The sequence below is a fragment of the Candidatus Poribacteria bacterium genome (genome assembly GCA_021162805.1).
Lineage (GTDB): Bacteria > Poribacteria > WGA-4E > B28-G17 > B28-G17 > JAGGXZ01.
In genome coordinates this window covers 15,998-39,813 of sequence record JAGGXZ010000185.1, presented here as the reverse complement: position 1 = coordinate 39,813, position 23,816 = coordinate 15,998, and the positions used below count along the sequence as shown (strand labels likewise).

At 53.2% G+C, this 23,816-nt stretch carries 21 protein-coding genes; 6 read left to right on the top strand and 15 right to left on the bottom strand.

Going from position 1 to position 23,816, the window contains the following annotated elements; genetic code table 11:
• Positions 1-5 precede the first annotated feature (5 nt).
• The 14 genes from J7M22_14900 to J7M22_14835 form a co-directional block, all read right to left on the bottom strand.
• Complete coding sequence (locus J7M22_14900; protein ID MCD6507894.1) at positions 6-1,160, bottom strand: 1-deoxy-D-xylulose-5-phosphate reductoisomerase; 1,155 nt, start codon at positions 1,158-1,160, stop codon at positions 6-8.
• Positions 1,157-2,005: a hypothetical protein gene (locus J7M22_14895; GenBank protein MCD6507893.1), complete on the bottom strand. Its 849-nt coding sequence runs from the start codon at positions 2,003-2,005 to the stop codon at positions 1,157-1,159. Before J7M22_14895 ends, J7M22_14900 begins: the two co-directional genes overlap by 4 nt.
• A gap of 4 nt (positions 2,006-2,009) precedes the next feature.
• On the bottom strand, positions 2,010-2,861 hold the full coding sequence (locus J7M22_14890) for a site-specific DNA-methyltransferase (protein ID MCD6507892.1): 852 nt from the start codon (positions 2,859-2,861) through the stop codon (positions 2,010-2,012).
• Complete coding sequence (locus J7M22_14885) at positions 2,858-3,646, bottom strand: phosphatidate cytidylyltransferase (protein ID MCD6507891.1); 789 nt, start codon at positions 3,644-3,646, stop codon at positions 2,858-2,860. Before J7M22_14885 ends, J7M22_14890 begins: the two co-directional genes overlap by 4 nt.
• Positions 3,646-4,407: an isoprenyl transferase gene (locus J7M22_14880; protein ID MCD6507890.1), complete on the bottom strand. Its 762-nt coding sequence runs from the start codon at positions 4,405-4,407 to the stop codon at positions 3,646-3,648. The genes J7M22_14885 and J7M22_14880 overlap by 1 nt, the downstream gene beginning before the upstream one ends.
• Positions 4,397-4,951, bottom strand: a complete 555-nt coding sequence (gene frr, locus J7M22_14875) for a ribosome recycling factor (protein ID MCD6507889.1) — start codon at positions 4,949-4,951, stop codon at positions 4,397-4,399. The genes J7M22_14880 and frr overlap by 11 nt, the downstream gene beginning before the upstream one ends.
• A 19-nt stretch (positions 4,952-4,970) precedes the next feature.
• Complete coding sequence (gene pyrH, locus J7M22_14870; protein MCD6507888.1) at positions 4,971-5,714, bottom strand: UMP kinase; 744 nt, start codon at positions 5,712-5,714, stop codon at positions 4,971-4,973.
• On the bottom strand, positions 5,683-6,291 hold the full coding sequence (gene tsf, locus J7M22_14865) for a translation elongation factor Ts (GenBank protein ID MCD6507887.1): 609 nt from the start codon (positions 6,289-6,291) through the stop codon (positions 5,683-5,685). Before tsf ends, pyrH begins: the two co-directional genes overlap by 32 nt.
• Complete coding sequence (gene rpsB / locus J7M22_14860) at positions 6,292-7,218, bottom strand: 30S ribosomal protein S2 (GenBank protein ID MCD6507886.1); 927 nt, start codon at positions 7,216-7,218, stop codon at positions 6,292-6,294.
• Between the two features lie 164 nt (positions 7,219-7,382).
• On the bottom strand, positions 7,383-7,940 hold the full coding sequence (locus J7M22_14855) for an HDIG domain-containing protein (GenBank protein ID MCD6507885.1): 558 nt from the start codon (positions 7,938-7,940) through the stop codon (positions 7,383-7,385).
• Positions 7,937-10,891, bottom strand: coding sequence for a UPF0182 family protein (locus J7M22_14850; GenBank protein ID MCD6507884.1), 2,955 nt, complete (start codon positions 10,889-10,891; stop codon positions 7,937-7,939). Before J7M22_14850 ends, J7M22_14855 begins: the two co-directional genes overlap by 4 nt.
• A 94-nt stretch (positions 10,892-10,985) precedes the next feature.
• Positions 10,986-13,865 (bottom strand): PD40 domain-containing protein, encoded by a 2,880-nt coding sequence (locus J7M22_14845; GenBank protein ID MCD6507883.1) that lies wholly within the window; start codon positions 13,863-13,865, stop codon positions 10,986-10,988.
• On the bottom strand, positions 13,862-14,557 hold the full coding sequence (locus J7M22_14840; protein MCD6507882.1) for a hypothetical protein: 696 nt from the start codon (positions 14,555-14,557) through the stop codon (positions 13,862-13,864). The genes J7M22_14845 and J7M22_14840 overlap by 4 nt, the downstream gene beginning before the upstream one ends.
• Positions 14,541-14,900 (bottom strand): tetratricopeptide repeat protein, encoded by a 360-nt coding sequence (locus J7M22_14835; GenBank protein MCD6507881.1) that lies wholly within the window; start codon positions 14,898-14,900, stop codon positions 14,541-14,543. The genes J7M22_14840 and J7M22_14835 overlap by 17 nt, the downstream gene beginning before the upstream one ends.
• 122 nt (positions 14,901-15,022) lie before the next feature.
• Between J7M22_14835 and J7M22_14830 the strand changes: the two genes are divergently transcribed.
• The 6 genes from J7M22_14830 to J7M22_14805 all read left to right on the top strand — a co-directional run bounded on the left by J7M22_14830 (position 15,023) and on the right by J7M22_14805 (position 22,753).
• Entirely contained in the window at positions 15,023-16,390 is a 1,368-nt protein-coding gene (locus J7M22_14830) for an MATE family efflux transporter (GenBank protein MCD6507880.1), read from the top strand.
• The gene (locus J7M22_14825; protein MCD6507879.1) at positions 16,383-17,765 is read left to right on the top strand and encodes a neutral/alkaline non-lysosomal ceramidase N-terminal domain-containing protein; all 1,383 of its coding nucleotides are present in this window, start codon (positions 16,383-16,385) and stop codon (positions 17,763-17,765) included. The genes J7M22_14830 and J7M22_14825 overlap by 8 nt, the downstream gene beginning before the upstream one ends.
• Positions 17,752-19,164, top strand: coding sequence for a sulfatase-like hydrolase/transferase (locus tag J7M22_14820; protein MCD6507878.1), 1,413 nt, complete (start codon positions 17,752-17,754; stop codon positions 19,162-19,164). Before J7M22_14825 ends, J7M22_14820 begins: the two co-directional genes overlap by 14 nt.
• Positions 19,161-20,321: a hypothetical protein gene (locus J7M22_14815; GenBank protein ID MCD6507877.1), complete on the top strand. Its 1,161-nt coding sequence runs from the start codon at positions 19,161-19,163 to the stop codon at positions 20,319-20,321. Before J7M22_14820 ends, J7M22_14815 begins: the two co-directional genes overlap by 4 nt.
• A 69-nt stretch (positions 20,322-20,390) precedes the next feature.
• Positions 20,391-21,932, top strand: a complete 1,542-nt coding sequence (gene xylB / locus J7M22_14810; protein MCD6507876.1) for a xylulokinase — start codon at positions 20,391-20,393, stop codon at positions 21,930-21,932.
• A complete protein-coding gene (locus J7M22_14805) occupies positions 21,929-22,753 on the top strand; it encodes an HAD family phosphatase (GenBank protein MCD6507875.1) in 825 nt (274 codons plus the stop codon). The genes xylB and J7M22_14805 overlap by 4 nt, the downstream gene beginning before the upstream one ends.
• Positions 22,754-22,781: 28 nt before the next feature.
• Here the strand turns inward: J7M22_14805 and J7M22_14800 are convergent, their stop codons facing one another.
• Positions 22,782-23,510, bottom strand: a complete 729-nt coding sequence (locus tag J7M22_14800) for a hypothetical protein (GenBank protein MCD6507874.1) — start codon at positions 23,508-23,510, stop codon at positions 22,782-22,784.
• Positions 23,511-23,816: the final 306 nt, after the last annotated feature.

The window sequence follows — 23,816 nt, the reverse complement described above, 5'->3', positions numbered from 1 at the left end:
CTCTCTCATCCCTCCTCGATTATCTTCTCCGCCGTCTCCCTCCCCCATCTATCCGCCTCCAGGAGGTCATCGAGCGACGGGGAGAAAACAGGTTCATGGGCATCCATGACCCTCTTTATGAGCTTCGGTATATCGGTGAATTTGATCCTTCCGTCTATGAAGGCGGCGACCGCCACCTCATCGGCAGCGCTCATGACGGCCGGCATGCTGCCGCCTATCCTCGCCGCCTCGTATGCATATCCCAGACACGGGAATGCCTTCATATCCACGGGCTCAAACGTCAAAGTTCCCACCTCCACCAGGTTCAGATATCTGTCAGGGGCAGGCGTTCTTCTGGGATAGGTGAGGGCATATTGGATCGGAGTTCGCATGTCGGGTACGCCCAGCTGGGCTATGATGGAGCCGTCCACGAGTTCGACCATCGAGTGGACGATGCTTTGGGGATGCACGACCACATCTATCCTCTCAAGCTCCATCCCGAACAGCCACATCGATTCGATCACCTCAAATCCCTTGTTCATCAGCGTGGCTGAATCTATCGTGACCTTAGATCCCATCCTCCAGTTTGGATGTCTGAGAGCCTGTGAGACGGTTACACCTTCAAGCTCGCGTGGTGAAAACCCTTTGAACGGACCTCCTGATGCGGTGAGGATCAACCTTTTGACCTCATCCCTCGATCTACCCTGTAGGCATTGGAATATGGCGCTTATCTCGCTATCGACGGGAAGAAAGTTAACGCCGTATCTCTCGATTTCCCTCATGACGATCTCACCTCCAGCCACCAATACCTCCTTATTGGCGAAGGCGACGTCCTTACCGTTGCGGATGGCCTCAAGCGTCGGCAATAAACCTGAGATGCCGACCATGGATGAGACCACCATATCGGCCTCATCCATCACCGCTATCCTTAAAACGCCTTCTTGTCCGCTGAATACTTTAATGCCTGTCCCCTCCAGCATCTGAGACGCCCTTTGAGCCGCCGCTTCATCTGAAAGAGCGATCGCCTTGACCTGGAACCTCAGAGCCTGTTCGGTTATCGTCTCCACACTGCGTCTGGCGGCAAGCCCAACCGCTTTTAACTCGTCCGGAAGCGACTCGATCACCTGAAGGGCGTTTCTCCCAATTGATCCCGTTGAACCTAAAATGGCGATTCCCTTCATTCCCCTTTGATAATCTGTCTGATTCTATCTTTCAAATTTAAAAGCGTTTTTCTCGTGTAGATCATCTCAATTTCTCCACTATGATGATACGCTACGATGTGACGCAGGTCGCTTAATTGTCGATACCACCCGATTCCGTCAGTCACGAGGAAGAAATGCGTTTCCGGATCTTTAGCCTTCAATATCTTGAGGATATCCCCAAGCACGTCGGTAAGCTTGCTACCCGTTGCTTCATACCCTTTTACTTCAATTATGATTTGAGGTTCAAAACGAGAGGGAATCATAAAATCAGCTTTAGCCTCTTCGCCGAATCTACTGATGAAATTCGCTTTGGAGTCATAAGATATACCGATCTCATGTTGGAGACCCTTAAGAATATCCTCTACAGCATCTTCAATGGCAGCGCCTCGCCGTTGGCCACGAATAGCATGGCCGCGCATGTGTTTATAGCGTTCCAGTAAAATATCTTGCAGTTTCCAATCGCGAGCTCGATGGGCTTCTATCGTGTCTATCAATCCCAAGGCTACGAGTGCTTCTGCGATCTCGTCAGCATGACGGCTACATTTGCTTCGGATTGAGGCGAAGTCTCCTCTGATCCCCCTGGCGTTAATCTCATTAGCGATGGCGTCCTGAGAGAGATCCAAGAATAGTCGAAAGACATCCAATGCGTAAGTCTCTTCCTCTAATAGCGTCGTAATAGTCGATTGGTCCAACGGAGAACGGTTTATTCGTCCGATTATTTTAGGAATGGCATCGATAACCTTGCGTCCTATGTCGTTTAACCACTCTGCGGGGATTCGCTCGATCTGCTCAAGCAATTCTTCCAACGTTATTCGATCTGACATGGAATCACTCCATAACCTCGCGGTCTCGATATCTCGCAAATGTAATCTCGATCTCAGCTCCTCCGGTTATCAAAAGGGGTTGATCTATTCCTAATCTTCTTTTGATCACCGGTATCAGCTTTTCGTTGATTTCATAACCTATGCTGTTACGACCTAAGTTCATAGCAGCTAGCGTCGTCGTCCCCGATCCCAGGAAAGGGTCAAGGATCGTATCGCCCACGAAGGAATACATGCGAATTAGCCTTCTGGGTATCTCCTCAGGGAAAACCGCCTCGTGACCTTCAAACCATTCCGTCTCCGTTTCCACGCGCCAGATGCGCTGAACATACTCCTTCCAGGTGTGCTTGTCAATCCTGCTGGCCTCTTTAATTGCCGGATCAACCTGACGTTTGCCGGGCTTTTTCAAGATGAAGATATATTCAAAGTAGACGTTATTATAGATTGTAGCCGGATAGAGATAAGAACCTAAAAGCGGTCCGCCGAAGTTCCGGTTAAATCCCTTATCCCAGATGAAGACATCGAGCAGCCGAAATCCGATCTCGTGACAGAGCATCAGGAGGTCACTGGATATAGGCGCTCGATAGAGATTATTTTCCTTATAGAAATATTTCGTCCGGATGTCGGCTACATTGAGACAAAATCGCCCATCTGGTATCAGAACTCGCCATACCTCCTGAAAGACATCGCGGATCATATCCCGATATGAGTTATAATCGAACTCCTGCCCCTTTTCCATCTTGGTAGTTACGTAGGGTGGACTGGTTACCACACAGTGAACGAATTGATCAGGAACTTCCGTCATTTTTCGGGAGTTGCCGATATAGATCTTATGAAAGGTTTTCATCATAACGCTCATGCTTGAAACATCCTCAGGTAGATAATCATAACGGGAACGGCCGGGATCATGCTGTCGCATCGATCGAACATGCCGCCGTGTCCCGGAATGAGGTTTCCCGAATCCTTTATCCCCGCGTTTCTCTTTATGATGGATTCCGTCAGATCCCCTATCTGCCCTGTTATCCCCATCACCAAGCTGAGAGAGATAAGATGGGGAAGCGACAGCAGGTCTAAGTTGAAGATGTATTTAACCGCCACTGCCCCTCCCATCCCCCATATCAGACCGCCTATCGATCCCTCGATCGTCTTGCCAGGGCTAACGGCAGGGATGAGCTTATGTCTGCCGATCGCCCTGCCAGTGAAATACGCTCCCGTGTCCCCCAGCCATATCACGGCCAAAAGCAACAATATGAGTTTCAGCCCTTCATCCATCATCCTGAGCTCCACCAGGTGAAACCCATACATCCAGCCGATGTATATGAGGCCGAAAACGGCAGAGGAAAGCGAAAGCAGAGCTCCTTCACCCTTTCGATGGACCACATTGAAAAGAGAGATCAACAGGATCGCCCCGATCAGGAAGGGCATAGGGTTCAGACTGAGATAGGCCAGTATCGGCATTATCCCCACGGTCAACACACCAATGGGTTCTGGAAACCATACCCCCAGGTTTCGACCTATCCTTACAAACTCCAGATAGATCATAACGGTTATGACACACGAAAGGGCCGTAAACGAAATCGGATGAAGGGATAAAGCGAGGATGATCGGAACGAACAGGAAAGCACTCAGGATTCTTCTAAGCATCAGATACCACCGAATCTCCTTTCACGTCTCTGATAATCTATTACCGCCTCAAGCAGATGCCGCTTCCGGAAATCGGGCCACAACACCGGCGTTATGTAGAGCTCCGTATATGCGATCTGCCAGAGCAGAAAATTGCTCACCCGCATCTCACCGCTCGTCCTTATGAGCAGATCGGGATCCGGAAGGTCGGAGGTGTAGAGATGATCTGAGATGAGATCCTCATCGATCTCATCGGGGCTCAGCCGGCCCGATTTGACCTTATCGGCTATCATCCTGGCGGCGCGCGTGATCTCCTTTCTCCCGCCGTAATTGAGGGCCAGGACCAGCTTCAACCCCGTGTTATCCTTGGTTTGTTCGATCGTCTTTTCAAGCTCGTCCAGCACATCGGGGGGCAGATTCTCTATATCGCCTATAGCTCTGACCTGAACGTTATTGCGGTCGAGTTCCCTCCTCTCCCTCCTGAGCTGCTCTCTAAGAATGGCCATCAACACCCTGATCTCAGATCTGGGGCGTTTCCAGTTTTCGGTCGAGAAGGAATAGAGCGTGAGCGCCTCTATTCCGATCTCACCGCATATCTCGACAACATCCCTGACGGACTGAACAGCGGCCTTATGTCCTTCAGTTCTCGGCAGGTGGCGTTTCTGAGCCCACCTGCCGTTGCCGTCCATTATGATGGCGATATGCCTGGGAAGGTTGTCGGGGTCGAGAAGAGCTTTCAGCTCCTCGACCGAAAGTTCGCTCAGATCCCTTTCAGACTTCAAGTAACTCCTTCTCCTTGTTCTCCAAGTGTTCGTTGATCTGATCGACGTATTTATCGGTGAGTTTCTGCACCTCGTTTTGATATCTTCTGCTATCGTCCTCGGAGATCTCACCGTCTTTTTCCATCTTCCTCAGCTTCTCTATAGCGTCCCGCCTGATGTTACGAACGGCCACTCTGCCCTCCTCGGCGATCCTGCGAACGACCTTGACCAGCTCCTTTCTTCTCTCCTCGGTGACCTCAGGGAGAACCAACCTTATGACGTTCTTATCGCTCAGCACGTTAAATCCGAGATCGGATTGAGATATCGCCTTCTCGATATCTTTAATGGCGTTTTTATCCCAGGGTTGGATCAATATCACGCGCGGCTCGGGGATGGAGATGGTTGCAAGTTGATTGACGGGTAATCTGCTTCCGTAGTAATCGACCTGAATCCCCTCGAGCATGGTCGGCGAGGCCCTTCCGGCCCTTATGGTGGCGAACTCCTTGGAGGTTGCCTCAACTGCCTTCTTCATCCTCGCTTCAGTATCTTTAAGCAGAGCCTTCAAACTTCTCTCGTCAGCCATTTTATTTCCCCCTTATTCTGGTTCCTATGGGATGTCCAAGGATGACTTCGATCATGTTATCGAGAGGAAGAAGCTTGAAGATCACTATTTCAAGCTCCTTGCCCCTGCAGAGAGCGAACGCTGTCAGATCCATGACGCCGGCTTTCAAATTCAGCGCATCATCGCAGGTCAGTTCAGAGTATCTGACGGCATTTGGGTTTTCGAAAGGATCGTCTGAATATAAGCCATCGACCTTTGTGCCTTTAAGCACGGCGTCAGCTTTCACCTCCAACGCCCTGAGAACAGCGCCAGTGTCCGTGGTGAAAAAGGGGTTTCCGGTGCCGCCGGCGAAGATGACGATCTCACCTCGTTCCATCCTTTTCATCAGCTCCAGATGCGAGGGGCTCTCGGCCACCCTGTTTATGCTGATGGCGCTGAAGACAAAAGCGCTACAACCCAACTTCCTGAGCATCCCGCCAAGGGTAAGAGCGTTGATGACGGTGGCGAGCATCCCGATCTGATCGGATGTGACCCGATCCAGCTCTCCGTGCTCCGCTCCGCGCCAGATGTTCCCGCCGCCGACGACCACTCCGAGCTGAACGCCCATATTCCGGATCTGAATCAGCTTTCGGGAGAGCCCCCCCAGGAAGGAGAAATCTATCGGTTCTCCCCCGGGAGGCTCCCCCCGAAACATCTCACCGCTCAGCTCCAATATCACCCTCTTGTAGACGGGTTTAATCTGAGTCATCCGATCGGCCGAGGACATATCTGGTGAATCTTCTGACGACGATGTTTTCGCCTACTTTGGCGGAGACCTCTTTGACCAGTTCTCCAACCGTTTTGCTGTCATCCTTGATGAAGGGTTGCTCCAGCAGGCAGGCCTCGGTGAAGAACTTCTCGAGCCTTCCCTCAACGATTCTATCGATCACCCTCTCAGGTCTGCCTTCGTTGAGGGCCTGCTCACGGAGGATCTCCTTTTCCCTCTCGACCACCTCGGGAGGAACGTCCTCCTTACTGATGTATTTGGGATCAGTTGCGGCGATCTGCATCGCCACGTCCTTGGCCAGTTGCTGGAAGATATCGGTCCTGGCGACGAAGTCCGTCTCGCAGTTAAGCTCCAGGAGCACCCCGATCTTACTACCGGCGTGAATATAGGAGGCTATGACGCCTTCCGAAGCCGCTCTGTGTTTTCTCTTATCATACGTGCTTATCCCCTTGCGTCTGAGCCATTCTACGGCGGCTTCCATATCGCCGTTTGTCTCCTGGAGCGCCTTTTTGCAGTCCATTATTCCAGCGCCAGTTTTCTCCCTGAGGGATTTGACCATTTCGGCGGTGACCTGCATCTATGCTACCTCCTCCTGGTCGTTTTGATCTTGGACCTCTTCTTGGACTTCCTCTTGAACATCTTCCTGAACGTCCTCTCCTTGATCTTCCTCGACCGATTCTTCGGCTACCTCCTCAGTTTCAGTTTTCTCCTCCTCAGCTTCCTCCCCGCCTGTCATTTCTTCTTCAGGTTCAGGCGTTTCGGTTTCAGCTTTGACCTCAGCAGGTGTCTCAGCACCTTCCTCCACCAGTTCCCCTTCCATCAGCTCACCCTTGCCTTCCAGGATGGCATCGGCCATGAGCGTACAGAAAAGCCTGATCGATCGTATCGCATCGTCGTTGCCGGGTATAGGATAGTCGATCAGATCCGGGTCACAGTTCGTATCGACCACGGCGACGATCGGAATGCCGAGTTTGTTGGCCTCGGCAACGGCTATCCTCTCGCTTCGGGTATCGACGATCAGCACGGCATCGGGAAGCTTTTCCATGGTTTTGATGCCACCCAGATTTCTCTCTAGTTTCTCCTTCTCGCGCTGGAGTTTAACCACCTCTTTCTTAGGGAGCTTCTCGAAGGTCCCTTCCTCTTCCATTCGTTCCAGCTCCAGCAATCTATCGATGCTTCTGCGAATGGTTTGAAAGTTGGTCAACATCCCTCCGAGCCATCTCTGATTGACGTAGTACATCCCGCACCTTTCGGCCTGTTCCTTAACCGAATCCTGGGCCTGTTTCTTGGTGCCGACGAAGAGAACCTTACCGCCCTGGGCGGCCAGCTCTTGGAGGAAGTCATAGGCGATCTTCATCATCCGGAGGGTTTTTTGCAGATCGATGATGTAGATGCCGTTCCGCTCCGTGAAGATGTATCGGGCCATCTTCGGATTCCAACGCCTGGTCTGATGCCCGAAGTGCATTCCTGCTTCCAGAAGCTGCTTCATCGTGACGTTAAACAATTTCAAAACCTCCTTACTAGCGGTTATCCTTCCACCCCTCTCCGCCTGCACAAAACCCTCGCCCCCAAAGGGCACCGCCGCGCAGATAGGGGTGTGTTTGATGGTTTATGTGATCGGGGGGCTTAAGAAAATATAACAAATACCTCCCTGATTGGCAAGGAGATTCACAGCCCTAGCTGATCGGCTATCCCCTTCATCGCCTCAAGCACCGTCCCTATGTGCTCCTCCAGCGGCACGCCGAGCATCTCCGCCCCCTTGATTATATCCTCCCTCTTCACCTTTCTGGCGAAAGCCTTATCCTTCATCTTCTTCCTGACCGAGCTGACCTTGACATCCGCTATTTTCTTGGAAGGTCTGACGAGGGCCACAGCAACTATGAAACCGGTCAGCTCGTCTACGGCGAAAAGGGTTCTCTCCATTAAGGTCTGAGGCGGATACTCCTCATAATTGGCGTGGGATCTCACGGCGTTTACGATGTCCTCGGGATATCCCCTCTCGGCGAGGATCTCGGCACCTTTGATGGCATGTTCGCCCGGGGTTGGATACCTCTCGTAATCGAAATCATGCAGTAATCCCGCTATCCCCCACCTCTCCTCGTCCTCGCCGAATCTCCTGGCGTAAGCCCTCATGGCAGCCTCGACGGCTAGGGCATGTTTGATTAGGTTCTCGTTTTTGGTATACTCCCTGAGCAGCTTCATCGCTTCATCCCTATTTATACTCATCTTCCACCTCCTGAGATCAACTCAAGCTGTGATAGCACCTCGCCGAGCTTTTTGATCTGATCTCCGTATTCGGCCCAATCTCCTCGTTTGATCGCCCGTTGGGCCATATCATAATGCTGTTTTGCGAGCTTTATCAACTGATCGGCAGTTGCGGATTGGACGGCAGGACGCCGCTTCGGTTTGGCGTTGACCTTTGTCACCCCGGCCGGGGAGGGAGCCGCTGAGATCGCTCCTCCTATGAACATCCTTCTCAGAGCGTCCTCTAGCGTCATCCCCATCACTACGCTCATCTTCTCGCTCTGCTTATACCCCACGACCACGCGGCTGAGCTCAGGTATGGCGTTCTCCGATTGTTCCGCCTGGATATATATCGGCTCGACGTAGAGGACTGAGCCGCTCATAGGGATGATCAGCAGGTTTCCACGCAACACCCTCGACCCCCGCATATCCCACAATGATAGGTCCTTGGAGATCTCTGGATTCTGACTTATAAAGCTTTCGACCTGCATCGGGCCGTTGACGAGCTGACCCTTTGGGAATTTATAGACCAGTAGCCTTCCGTAGTCCGGTATGTCGCATCTGGCGGCCAGCCAGGCGGTCAAATTGGCTTTGCCGGCCGGCGTATAGGGGATCATGATCAGGAATTCGCTTTTCTTCTCATCGGGCAGGGTGACTATGAGGTAGTACGGCTCCACCGGCTGGATGTTGCTTTTACCCGTCTGTTGTGGTCTTACTCCGGTAAGTCTTGAAAGCGGCGATACTTGGGGTTGTTGCTCGCCTTGGATGGCCGTATTGTCGTATATCTCATATCCTATCTCCCACAGGTCCTCACGAGCATAGAAGACGTCGGGCGTGGTCATATGATAGGATCTGTATTTGAGGGCCTGGATCAAAAATAACGCCATCGGATACCTCGCGTGAGCCTTGAGCTCCTGCGGCATGCTTTCAAACGGCTTGAACATATCGGGAAACATCTTCATGTAGCACTGGATCATCGGATCGTTCGCCTCATCCACCACGTAGAAATCGACGTTTCCGTCATAGGCGTCCACCACGATCTTGACGGAATTACGGATGTAATTGCCCCATGGTTCTCCTCTTGTCCTCAGCACTCTCCTCGCTGTCTTGCGGCCGAACTTCGACCTGACCATCTCCTTGAACACATCCTCCATCGGCTCAGAGTAAGGGAAACGATGCGTGACCGTGTAGGCGTCTATTATCCAATAGAGCCTTCCGTTTGCCATAACGATGTAGGGATCCTGATCGAACCTCAAGAACGGGGCGATCGTAGAGATCCTATCCTGGATGTTTCTGTGGAACAGTATCCGGCTGTTCCGGCTTATCTCGCCTGAAAGGAGCATGTTGATGCTTTTGAACTTCCAGGCGAATATCAGCTTACGGATTAGGGAGGAGAAGGGAACCCCGCCTTTGCCCTGATAGCTATTTTTGACGTAGCTTTCTGATTCCTCCATCGGATAATCGAATTCCCGCGGCTCGGCGCTTTGAGGATTGACGATCACATAGTGATTCGTCATCTCGCCGTAATATATTCTGGGACCGGGGTTCTCCTTTATCCTCTCCGGCCATTCAGGGGCATAGTTCAGCGGTATGTCCTTGACGTAGAAGCGGGGACGACCGTTTAGGATCTCGCTGACGGGCACGACACAGATGCCGTAACCGTGGGTGAAGGTGAAGGTCTGGTTAACCCAGGTCTTAGCCTCAGCCCTGAGCTGATTGTAATTCAGCTCCCTGGCGGCGAGCATTACCTGTCTCAGCCTTCCGTTTATCCTGTATCTATCGATATCCACATCCGAAAAATCGTATTGAGGTCTGAGAACCTGAAGCTGTTTGAATATCTGCTTCAGCGGCCGCCAATCCCACAACCTCACGTTCTCCATAAACGCCTTATCGCTCGTGACCACATCGTAGGTGAGCCGGCCGATGACCGGGTACTCCTTCTCCTCGATCCTATCCAGGTTGTATGCGTATCGGGTGAATTTGATGTTATATCCTATAAACGGCCTTTCGAGATTGAGCTCATTGGGTTTCACTTTGAACTTCTGCACCGTCGCAGGCCATATACCGCCTAGGAAGGCGACGATGAATATCAACACCAGCGATCCCACGGCGTATCTCGTTCGGCGCATGAAAATGCTGATGAGAAAAACGAATCCGGCCGCTATGCACAGGAACATCAATATCCAAAGCACCGGTTTTCTGGCATACACGTCCGCATATCCCGCTCCGAAAACCCTGCCCCTGGTCGAATAGAGCAGGTCATACATCAAAAACCTGTAACCCCATGCTCTGCTGAAAAGGGTTATGGCCATCAGAGTGAAGACGTGAGCTTTGACCCTGAAAGGCGGGGCGAACCGGTTACGCCTATCCAGGATCTGACCGTGGAAGAAATAGACGGCAACTGTGGCTATGGTTATGAGGAGAAAGATCCCGAAGATCCACCCATATATATATCGCAGGAAAGGCATCTTGAAGATGTAAAACCCGGCGTCCTTGTGAAATATCGGATCGATCAGATTGAACTTTATCCCATCGGAATTGAAGTATCTCAGAACCACCTCCCAATGTGACGCTGTCGAATACCCGAGGATCAGACTGAAGAAGATCGAAAGTATACCTAAAGCGACGAAGATGTACTTACGTAAGTCGAAATCGGGCCTCCCCAACGGCATCGCGTCGATTATCGCCGGGCTCAAAGCGCTGGAGAAACGCCATATCAGATAGAGGTTGCCCAGGGTTAACCCCAAGAGCAACACCGTCGCCGTAACCCCCATCGCCACCTTCGTCCAGAATATCTTCGTGAAGACGGAGGCATAGTTTAGATGTTTGAACCACAGATACTCCGGATAGACCGATACGATCAACCTACCCAGTATCCAAACCGCTATCAGTATAAGAATGATAGCGACAAGCTTCCTCAAAGGTCCCTTCATCCTTATCTCCTCCATGGAATTGGGTTCACTCAAATTCTCAGTGTAGCGGTTATCCATTCAGCTCTCTGCTACACTCACCGAAAAATATGAGCGATCAGAATTCTCCTCCCAGGCCGAAGTGGAAGATCGGACCGGGCCCGATATGAACCAAATTCGTCCTCCAGGCCAAATCCATATTCAATGCAAATATCCCCAAATTCATCCTCAATCCTAATCCCACAGACGAGGCCAAATCGACCAGCTCCAACTTCCTCCCCTCTATCTTCCACAATCTCGGCCTCTCTCCCCTGTACCATGCCGCTCCCATATCCATGAAACCTATCCCCTTTATACCACCTATACTCCAACTCACAGGCCACCCAAACCGGATCTCCTCTATCAGCGGCACCCTCAACTCCACATTCATCAACATCATCCGCGATCCTCTCAAATCCTCATATCCATAACCTCTCAGCGTATCTATACCTCCGAGATAGTATATCATATTATCCCTACCCTCGCTAGCTGCTCCCATACCTCGAAACGCCAATACACCTCTCCCCACACCTTGATAGCGCCTGATATCAAAGCTGTAATTGGTCATTTCTAAATCACTCCCTAGACACCCCAATGTCCTCTCAATCCCTATCGCATACCTGCTCCCACCCCTCGGCCCCATCTCGCTCCAACTCACCGTGTCCCCTATCAGATACGCACTCAGATAGGTGATATTACCTCTATCAAGCGGCTTTGATGTCCAGAAATCATACCTGAACGGCATGGAGATCATCTCCAGTTGAACCTCCAACCGCCTGTACCTGTCAAACGGATAGCTCATCAGAGCCGCTGCTCCTGTATTGCGTTCAAGATACCATTCATCTCCCCATATTCCCCTCACCAGATGTACCGTGTGGTAATTATACAGTCCCACCCCGAAATCCGGTCTCAACCCGAGGTAATAGTAGTAGGCGACGAAATCCGGAGCGAAATACCCGCTCTGTCCCATCAACGTCAGCATCACACGATGATTCCCCATCATATCGCTCGCTACAAGCTGCGTCGTGTTCCTCAATATCCCATCCGAATACATCGTGAAGTCGGTGAATATCGCATCCAACATCAGCTTCGGCCTATACCGCCTCCTGCCGACTATCCCCTCTTCACCTCTCCCCTCTCTCTCCTCCCCTCCCGATTTGGCAACCGGAAAGCTCACCGTCTCGGGTGTTAACGAGGATACTTCCACCCTGTATATATCCTGCCTGCCGTCGTGATACCCCACGTAAGCAAGAGCCTTCCCATCCGGTGATAGGGCAGGGGAAAAACAACCCGTTATAGCCCCGACCAATCTGACCACCTCCCCCTTGCCGACCTCCATACGATAGATGTCATTGAAACCCGTCATGTCTGAAACGAAGAGAAGACCCTTACCGTCGGGAGTCCACCTCGGAGAGATACTGTTGAATCCCCATCCCGTCAATACCCTCTCCTCGCCGCTTATCAGATCCCGCACCACTATCCGTCGCCATCCTCCCCTCTCCGATGAATAGGCCAGCTTCTCATCTCTCGGATTCCATGTGATCCCTCCCTCGTCGTATATATCCCGCGTAACCCTGCTGATGCTAACCTTCCCAACCTGAAGCCGCCTGAGCGAGAGAAGATAGATATCCGATTGCCCATCCTTCAACCCCACAAAAGCGATCCTCCCTCCCTCCGGAGACCACTCCGGCGACCAACAAGAATCGAAGGGCATCGAGATCTTCCTCAAATCCTTCGTTATCAGGTTGTAGATGAAGAGAACCTCCCCTCCCTCCTTCCGAGCGAAAAAGGCCAGCTTATCCCCATCCGGTGACCATGCTATCCCGTTGCCTCTGATCTGTATCTCCTCGTATTGACTCCTGTAGAGATGTGTGATCGGTCTCATCACCTCTCTGCCGTCTGTGGAGGTGATGAGGCTGATATCATAATGACCCCCTTCTGTCGTGATACACGCCAGAAGATCCCCGCTCGGCGACCATGCGAATTTGAGATAGCCCCCCTCATCGGAATGTGTCAGCTGCTTTGAAAACACATCCGGCATATCCCTCTCACCCACCAGGGGATAATATCGTTTCCTCAACTCCCTTCGCCATCCCTTATCAAACTCCTCCTCTGATATGCCCAACACGTTCTTCATCGCCTCATCCAGGTTCTTCGTCCGGCTATGTCTCAGCTCCTGAAGGATGGAGCCGATCTTATCCTCCCCGTATTTCCGGGCGAGAAACATCAGCGCAGATTGCCCCTCCTTGTATCCCAGATAGACCTGTGAGCCCAAGGCTGAAAAATCCTGCAGCTTCGTCAACGGCACGAGCTCGTTCGTCACAACGGCGTTCCTTAAAACCATCTCCCCAACGGAGTCCATATCCTGTGCGAAATACTCTGCCATCCCCTCGATGAACCATAGCGGCGGACTGTAGAGAAACTCACCGGTGTAGATATGCGCTAGAGGCTTGTGATAGATGATGTCATATTGGAATATGTGCGTCAGCTCGTGAAATAGAACCTCTCTCAGCTCCCTGCGCGAGCCGGTAAACGGTATGACGACCCTGTGCTTGAATATCTCCGCAAATCCACCAACCCCCTCCGTCAGATCCGCAAGCGTGACGTTCGTCTGTCGAAAGTCATTGTGGGACTTGTATAGGATTATGGGCGTGCGGCCCTCTATCTCGTGATCAAGCGCATCGCTCAGCCGCTGATACGCCTCCTCTATTATCCTCCCAACCTCCGGCACCAAGGCAGCCTCTGTAGGGTAATAGTATATGTCAAAATGATCCGTCTTGTGGAGCATCCATTTGAACCTCTTCTCAGTCACCTTGTTCTTGCCGAAGAACTGGGAGTATGATGATGTGGCCCAGGAGAGGTGATTCTGTAACAGAGGCGGAGTGGCCCATAGAGGCGTGAAGCCGACCAGGATCATCAGGATAACGAATGGTATACCTATGGTGTATCTCGGTTTCATCTCAGCAGATACCTCTCCTCTCTCTCATAGTGTGGCGCTATCTTCTTGAGAAACTGCGATATCGCATCCAGGGTGAGCCTCTCCAGGGCGGGATTATCCTGAGCAACTTCCGAGACGATCAGCGATCCGATGTTATGTGCCTCAGAGTAGGATGGCTCATACTCCTCATCGAGAATCGGCTTGCCTGTCTTGGAGTCGATCAACATCAGATGGAGCTTGAGATAATAGGTCTTCTCATAATATGTGACCGCCTGGGTCACATACTGCCTCAGTTGAGGCGAATACCTCTCAACGTAATATCTCCTCGGTTCGCTGACATGATACAGCTTATATGTCCCCGCTATGACGGCGTCCACCCCCAATTCCCCACATATATCCACCATCTGTTCTGGGCTTTCGAGCGTTTGGATTGATATCTTCTCCCCTTCCAATATCCGCCTTGTGGTCTGGGCATCGATCAGGTTAATCCCTTTCACCTTGGCGATCTCCCTCCTGATGAAATACGAGATCGATTCGCCCTGATCCCCGTTTCTATCATCCTTCTTCAGGGGCAGAAGGGGCAGGACGGCTATGGAATGGTAACGGCTTATATCGATCTTTGAGGGGGTATTCACCTTGATCCATATCTTCTCAGGGCCTCCACAGCCTAAGATCAGGATGAGTATGACGGCGAGACTAACCTTCCCCTTCATCTCTCCCCTTACGTCTCTGCTGGATTTGTTTGAATCTGATATAATTCCGTTGAATAGCCTTGTTTCTGGGATCGAGCTGCAGGGCTTTTCGGTATTCCCTTTCGGCTTCATCGTATTTCCCCATAGCTTCATAGGCAACGGCAAGGTTGTTGTGGGCTCTGGCATCTTTGGGATTCATCTGGACGATCTTCTCCCATCTGAAGGCCGCTTCCTTCCACAGCCCTGCCTTCGCAGCGCAAATAGCAAAGTCGTTATACTCCTCGATCAAGTCCTTCCTAGTTCCACATCCGGTTAGCATGAGGATCGAGGAGAGCATGAGGATATAGAAAGCGATCGATCTCATGGGTAGCTCAACCTCGGTTTAACGATACCATAGCAGCCCAGATATTGTCAAGAGAGAATCCCTTCTTGACAGCATCCGGGAAAGCTGATAAAATCGAGGTGAACTCGGAGGGGGTACACCGCATGGATAGGAGAACGGAGATACTGAAGGGATCGATAATCAGAGTGCTGTTTGTGTTGATGTGGCCCATCGTGTTAGGAAACTTGATGCAGACGGCCTACAACCTCGCCGATACCTTCTGGCTCGGCAAGCTAAGCAAGGAAGCGCTGGCCGCTCCCACCATAAGCTGGCCGATCATATGGCTCATGTTATCCTTAAGTGACGGTATAGGTGTTGCCGGTACCGCTTTGGTAGCTCAACATACGGGGGCCGGAAACCGGGAGGGGGCAAACAGGGCGGCCGGTCAGGTGCTGGCCTTCCTCCTTATCATCTCCTGTTCGCTGGCCACAGCAGGATTCCTCCTCATACCGTATTTGATGAGATGGATGGGTGTTGAGCCGATGCTCTTCGACAAAGCGGTTTCATATTCCAGGATAGTGTTCGCCTCCGTCCCTTTCATGTTCGGCTTCTTCGTCTTCAGCGGTTTACTCAGAGGGGTTGGCGATACGGTGACACCTATGAAGCTCGGCGCCATCTCCGTGATCCTGAACATCATCCTGGACCCCCTGCTTATATTCGGTGTGGGGTTCTTTCCGAGGATGGAGGTGAGCGGGGCGGCAATAGCGACGGCCTTTTCACGCGGGGTCGCCACAATAGCCGCCATCTACCTTCTTTTCAGCGGGAAAGTTGGGGTGAAGGTGAGCGCCCATCACCTGAGATTAAGGATGGACATGGTTAAAAAGATCGTGAAGATCGGAATTCCCTCATCGATGGGCAGCTCCGGAAGCGCCTTAGCTTTCACCATGTTGATGAAGGTGATAGCCTCTTTCGGCACGGCGGCGATAAGCGCGCATGGCGTTGGGATCAGGGTGACCTCGATCCTCCGAATGCCCGTCTTCGGCCTCGCCGCGGCCACTGCCACGATGGTAGGACAGAACCTCGGGGCGGATCAGATAAAGAGGGCTAGAAGATCCGTCTGGACGGCCACCGGTCTGGGATTTATGATGATGGTGGCTGGAGGTATTTTATGTCTCCTTCTCCGCCAGTATCTGGTCAGGGTATTCATCGACGATCCCGATGTGGTGAGGTTAGGAGCGAGGTTTTTCTCCATCATCGCCTTCTCCATACCCCTATTCGCCGTATCTAGGTTGACTTCCTCGGCGTTTCAGGGCTCCGGTCATACGATCTACTCCATGGGTCTGTCGCTGTTTAACCTCTGGGTGCTCCTGCTTCCATCGGCATATCTGGCCGGCAGAATCCTGGGGTGGGGCGTGACGGGGGTGTGGATGGCCATGGTTTGGAGCAATCTCATCACAGCGGTGGCATCGCTTCTGCTGTTCGTTAGAGGGGTTTGGGAGAGAAAGGTGATAGAGGAGGTAAGGGATGTCTGAGCTGATCGTCGGTGCCGCGCGGGCGAATATAACTCCGCCCGTCGGCATGTTGATGTCGGGCTATGCCGCCCGGAAGACCCCCGCCATAGGGGTGCATGATGAGCTTAACGCCGTGGCGCTCTACCTGAGCGACGGTGAGACGGAGGCGGGATTGATAACCGCCGATCTGATAGGCATCGACGTCCAGGGGACGGCTCTGATAAGGGAGGCCTGCGAATCCATCTGTGGCGTGCCGGCGGGAAATATCCTCGTCGCATGCTCTCACACGCACGGCGGCCCCCAAACGTCGCTCAGGAGGAGGGAGGATGAGGATGAACTGAAACGAGCATATTCTACCGTGCTGATCCATAAGATGGCGGGCGCTCTGTCGGAGGCGAAACTCAGGGCGAAACCCGTAAGGGTGGGATATGGCAGGCAGGACTGTCTCATAGCGCTTAACAGACGTGAACGGAGGCCCGATGGTAGAACCGTGCTCGGCGTTAACCCCTCCGGTCCGATAGCTCCCTACACTGACGTCATCCGTTTCGATGAGATCGAAAGCGGGAAGACGATGGCGCTTCTCTTCAGCTACGCCGCCCACGGCACGACGCTCGGCGGCGATAACCTATACTATACGGCCGACTACCCCGGTGTCGCCAAACGGTTCATAGAATCCAACCTTTCAAACGCACTCGCCCTGTTCGTGGCCGCATGTAGCGCGGACGTAAACCCACATCCACGGGGAAATTTCGAGCTCTGTGAGAGACATGGCATCCGCCTGGGCTGTGCCGTCCTTCAGGCAGCGATGGGTATCGATGAGATGGAGGAGGATCTGCGTATAGCGGTCGCTCGCTATGAGTTCGCCCTCGATCTGGGTGAGAAACCATCGCTTGAGGAGGCAAGGGAGAAGCTGAAACGGATAAGAGCCAGAGCCGAGGAGGAGATAGCAAGGGCGCGTAAGGCTGCTGGAGGCAAACCGGTGGACGAGAAAGATGCCCTTAGCTGGTTTACAGCAAGGATGCTGAGGGGGACGGAGAAACTGGTCAGGGATCTTGAGGCGGGGAAGGCCGATTTCACCATCCCCGTCGAGACACAGGCGATAGCCATAGGCGATTACGCCATCGTCGGCCTTCCAGGCGAGATATTCGTCAACATCGGCCTGAAAGTCGCCGAGGAATCGCCCTTCAAAGTGACCATACCGGTCAGCCACGCCAACGGTGCCATAGGTTACGTCCCGACCGCCGATCAGGTGCCGTTGGGTGGATATGAAGTGGAGATGGCCCGGGCGAGCCGATACGGGATCTTCATCGCTCCGGAGTCGGATCGAGTGATGATCGAAGGGGCGCTTGAGGCGCTGCGAAGGTGTTACAGGGAGGTCTCTCATGGACAGGCCTAATATCGTTTTCTTCTTCGCCGATGATCAGCGCTTCGATACGATCCATGCCCTCAACAACCCTGAGATCCTCACACCCAACCTCGATCGGCTGGTTGAACGGGGCACGGTCTTCACCAACGCCTATATCATGGGCGGCTCCTGCGGTGCGGTATGCATGCCCAGCCGCGCCATGTTGCACACAGGCCGCACGCTTTATCACATCGAACGGCAGGGACAGAACATCCCCGAAGAGCATATCCTTCTGGGCGAGCTCCTGCAGAGAGAAGGTTATATCTCGTTCGGCACCGGCAAATGGCATAACGGCACGCGATCATATGCCCGGAGCTTCAACGCCGGTGCTGAGATCTTCTTCGGCGGGATGTCCGATCACTGGAACGTGCCCGCCTGTGATTACGACCCGACGGGCGAATATAAGCCTAAGCCGAAGATCGAAAACCCCGCAAGGAGCAACAAGGTCACGTGGTGGCTCTGCGATCACATCAAAGCGGGCAAACACTCCTCCGATCTGTTTGCCGATGCGACCATCGACTTTCTGGAGAGGTATGAGGGCGATAGGCCCTTCTTCGCTTACCTCTCGTTCATGGCACCACATGACCCGCGCAGCATGCCCGAAAGATTTTTGAGGATGTATGATCCCGAAGCGATAAAGCTTCCCGAAAACTTCATGCCCGAACATCCTTTCGATAACGGCTGGCTGAGGGGGCGTGATGAGCTGCTCGCCGGATTCCCAAGAACCGAGAGGGAGATCCGCCGTCATATCGCCGAATACTACGCCATGATCAGCCACCTGGATGACGCCATCGGACGCGTGATCGATAAACTTGAAGAATTAGGTCTGCTGGAGAACACCATAATCCTCTTCTCCGGCGATAACGGATTGGCCGTCGGACAACACGGGCTGATGGGCAAACAAAGCGTCTACGACCACAGCGTTCACGTCCCCTTGATCTTCACCGGGCCGGGCATACCCCAGAATGAGAGACGGGAGGCTTTCGCCTATCTGCTGGATATCTTCCCGACCCTATGCGATCTTCTGGGGATCGAGATACCCGACACCGTCGAGGGTAAAAGCCTCGTACCGGCCCTTAAAAATCCCTCCGAGCCGATCCGCCAATACCTGCACTTCGCCTATGAGGGGCTACACCGCGGCGTCCGAGATCGGCGGTATAAGCTGATCGAATATGTCGTTGGTGGCGTGCACGTCAAAACTCAGCTCTTCGATCTCGCGAACGACCCGCGCGAGACAACGAACTTGGCTGATGATCCCCGATACGCTGAGACCCTCGTACGCCTCCGAAGGGAACTGAGAAGGGGATGGCTGGAGGATTACGGGGATACGCGGGAACAGGGACAGAGCTTCTGGAAGGTGTTCGACGCCTCGGTGGGAGAGATGCGATGAAGCCAAGGGAGAGGATACTGGCCACCTTTGAGGGTAGATCCACCGACAGGGTCCCCGTCCATCACATCGGATTTTCCGGATATGCTGCCTCGGTGATCCTCGGCAGGGAGGCCTACGTGGGGGGACAGATACAGCAATGGCGCGAGATGAAGGCCCTGTGGGAGGGTCCCGAGGCCCATAGGGAGTTTCTGGAGAGATCCGAAAGGGACGCCGTGGAGGTGGCACTGGCGTGTGGTCACGACATGATACGGCTTCAATACTGGAGATGGAGGATCAAGCCAACCAGGAGGATCGACGAGCACACCTTTCTCTTCGGAGATCTCGAGGGGAGCTGGTATGTATTGGAGTTCGATCCGAAGACCGAGCTCTTCCACAGGATCGAGGGATATAAGGAATCTATCGTTGAATCCCCCGTCAGGGGAATGTCGGAGGGAGATCTGGAGGCGTTCGTCTCCTCGAAGGAGAGGGAGTTAGAGGAATATCATCCGCCCGAAGGTCCCGATCCCGCCATCCAGGCCACGCTTGCCAGATACGGAGATTACGCCATCAGGAACTGGGGCGTAGGCGCAAGCATCCCGCATGATCAGATCTGGCTTGAGGCGGTGGCTCTGAGGCCGGATCTGGTCAAACGGTACGTCGAGGTCCAGGCGGAAAGGGCGGTGAGACAGTTGCCGCGGCTGGCCGCATCGGGAGTCAAATTGATCTTCGGCGGGGGGGATTTCGCTTCAAACGAAGGTCCCCTCTACTCCCCGAAGGTCTTTCATGACATCATGCTGCCCGCCCTCAGGAGGATAACTGAGGAGTGTCATAGGCTCGGAATGTACTACCTTTTCGCGAGCGATGGGAACCTATGGCCTGTCGCCCACGATCTGTTCGGAGAGTCGGGGGTGGACGGATATTACGAGATAGATCGTAGGGCGGGGATGGATCTGAAAAAGCTCAGGGAGGAGTTCCCCGATCTCACGTTAATCGGCAACATCAGCTCTCACACCCTGCATAGGGGAACGAAAGAACAGGTCATCGAGGAGGTTCTATCCTGCATTGATGTCGCCCAAAGATATGGGAGGGTGATAGTCGGAGTCTCGAATTATATCATGCCGGGAACGCCTCCACAAAACATAGAGGCGATGCTCGAGACCATAGAGAGATATAGATGAAGGAATTGACACTTAAAACACGCTGACGTTATAATTCGATACCGCTGAGAAACGGCATAGGAGGGAGATATGGGGTATCTCATAGGTATAGACGTGGGGACGACGGGCGCCAAGACGATACTCATCGATGAGAACGGCGATCTGAAGGCTTCCTCCTTCAAGGAGTATCCGCTTCATACCCCTTACCCGAAATGGGCCGAACAGGACCCCGAAGATTGGTGGAAGGCGACGGTCGAATCGATACGTGAGGTGATGGATCGATCCGGGGTCGATCCCGAAGATGTCAAGGGACTGGGCCTATCAGGTCAGATGCACGGGTTAGTTCTGGTGGATAAAGATCATAACGTCCTGCGGCCGGCGATACTCTGGTGCGATGTCCGGACGACGGAGCAGTGTGGGTATATCAGGGAAAAGGTGGGTATGGAGGATCTGGTCAGGATCACCTGTAACCAGCCGCTCGAGGGGTTCACCGCTCCCAAGGTCATATGGGTTCGTCAGAATGAGCCTCAGATCTTCGAAAAAGCTTACAAGATGATGTTGCCCAAGGATTACGTCAGGTTCAGGCTGACGGGTGAGATAGCGACCGAGGTCTCGGACGCGGCCGGCACTTTACTCTTCGACGTCCCAAATCGCCGCTGGTCGAGGGAGATACTCGAAAGGTTGGATATACCGTTTGAGATGATGCCGCCCTGTTATGAATCGATAGATATCTGCGGCAGGATCAGCTCCGAGGTGGCGGAGATGACAGGGTTGAAGGCGGGAACGCCGGTGGTAGGCGGCGGAGCTGACAACACCTGTAGCGCCGTGGGAAACGGAATCGTCAAATCGGGGAGGGTCTCGGCCAGCCTCGGAACATCAGGGGTTGTCCTGGCACATATGGACGAGGTGAGATATGATCCCAAGCTGAGGACCCACACCTTCTGTCATTCCGTTCCGAACAAGTGGTATATCATGGGCGTGATGCTATCGGCCGGCGGAGCGTTCAGGTGGTTCCGCGATGCGCTTGGGGATTCGGAGAAAGAGGAAGCTCAGAGTGAGGGGGTTGATCCCTACGAGATTTTGACCCGTAAGGCCGCCGAGGCGCCTGTGGGAAGCGAAGGGCTCATCTTCCTGCCATATCTGACGGGCGAGCGGACACCTCACGGCGACGCCAACGCCAAAGGGGTTTTCTTCGGCATCACCCTGCGCCACGGAAAGCCTCATATGATCCGCGCTGTGCTCGAAGGGGTGACATACGGCATGCGGGACTCCTTCGAGATATTCCGCGAGATCGGCTTGCCCATAGAGCAGGTTTACGCCACGGGCGGCGGGGCGAGGAGCGAGCTATGGAGACAGATCCAGGCCGATGTCTACAATACGGAGCTGGTCACCATCAACATAGCCGAAGGACCTGCCTTCGGAGCGGCTATCTTAGCCGGTGTGGGAGCTGGGGTTTACTCCTCGATAGAGGAGGCGACGGACAAGCTCATAAGGGTCACCTCACGCACTCAGCCTATACCTGAGAATGTCGGCATATACGACCGATACTATCAGGTCTATAGGGCGCTCTATCCCGCCCTTAAGGAGCAGTTCGACAGGGTAAGCGAGATAGTAGCGAGGTTGCACGGGTGAAATATAAACTTATAGCCATCGATGTGGACGGGACGCTGGTGAATTCGAAGGCGCAGATCAGCGAGAGGACGAAGAGGGCGATCCGGAAGGCAACCGAGAAAGGGGCGATGATCGTGATCGTCACGGGCAGGAGGTTCTGCTCGGCCAAACCGATAGTCGAGCAGCTCGGCGTTGATCTCATGATAGCGGCGCATAACGGGGTGCTCCTCAAGAGGATAAACGGGGAGTTCATAACAGGCCGATTCCTGAAACCCGACGTGGCCAGGGATGCCGTCAGGATCGTCAAACGGTTCGGGGTTGAACCGATCGTGTATCGCGGGACGGGGGACTACGCTGAGATCTTCGTCGAGGAGCCGAAGGCTGATTGGTTGGTCGGATATATCGAGCACAACCGCGAGCACGCCAGAATCGTCCGATCGCTTGAGGAGGCGATCCGATGGGATGCTCTGGAGGTGATGTCGGTGATGGACAGATCCATAGTGGATGAGGTAACCGAGCGTCTGAGGGAGGGTTTAGAGGGGAGGGCCAAGGTGCTCAAGCAGGTGCCACAGGAGGGACAACTCGCTTTCGTCGAGGTCGCCGAGAGTAAGGTCGCCAAGGATTATCCCCTGAGGTTTCTCTGCCGCAAGTTCGGGATAAAGAGGGAGGAGGTGATAGCCTTCGGCGATAACTATAGCGATCTGGAGATGCTCGAATTCGCGGGATTAGGAGTGGTAATGGGGAACGCTCACGGGGAGTTAAAGAGAGGCGATTTTATGATAGCACCGTCAAACGACGATGACGGTGTAGCTCAGGTATTGGAACAACTGGTAGGAGAATAAAGGCGAGGCGATGCCTCGCCTCTACGGTTTAATAAAGGCTCTTGATCCTTCCCCAGGTAGTGGACATCTTTTTGTTGATTCGACTGCCCATTCCTTCGAAGACCAAATCGCCCAACATCGGCTTCTGAGAATAGTTCAATCGATCATCCGTCCATCGGATCTGCTTTCTGTTGTCCCCGTCCACATCGTTATAGCATATATCAAAGCCGATAACCGCACCCAGGGTTGGTGGTCGGTCGAGCGTGAAGCTCGCCTCAAAGGCCGTCCCGTCGTTACTCCACACCGAGTATAATCTATCTATATTATCGAACGGTTTGCTTTCACCGAACGGCACGGTATACCGGTTAACGTGGCTTTTCCGGGCATAACGATCCATATCTATATAGATCTCGACGCTATCCCTTTTGGAAAGATCAACGCTTGCGATCTCAACCCTATCATCCTCAAAAGTTAGCGCTATATACAACGTGCCTCCTTTCCACACGACCTTGAATTTCCCTCTGAAATCCCCGTTTTCTCTCCAGGGTTTGCTCTCGGTAGCGTTCCAGTCGAGTTCTCCCTCTTCGGCTTCTTTCCATGCGGGATCGTCGAGCACGCCGTCCACCACGGGGGCGATATCCACCATTCTCGCCCGATAGATGAACGGATTACCCGCCTTCTCGTCGGAGGAGGGAGAGCTACGAGCAAAACCCAACACCGGAAATAGAATCAGGAGCGAGACCAGTATGAAAGTTGAGGTTACGGCTGACTTTTTCAACACCATCACCTCATATCCGTTTGCAAATAATATACCACTATATCTCCCATATGTCAAGCTTTCGAAACACTATACAGGTTTAATACCATCATACATAAATCCCGCTTCAACTCTAGGGCTTTTCAATGATTTGGCATAATCAGGCGTGGTAAGGACGTTCCCCTGGGCGTGCCTCCGAATCCGGCAGGCACGGGGGACCGCTACTACAGCGCCGGCGAAAAACGCTGAAAACCCCTATTTCAACTCGCGATTACTTTACAGCAAGGTGATGGTGAGTTATAATAAGCCAAGCTCTTGATCGGAGGA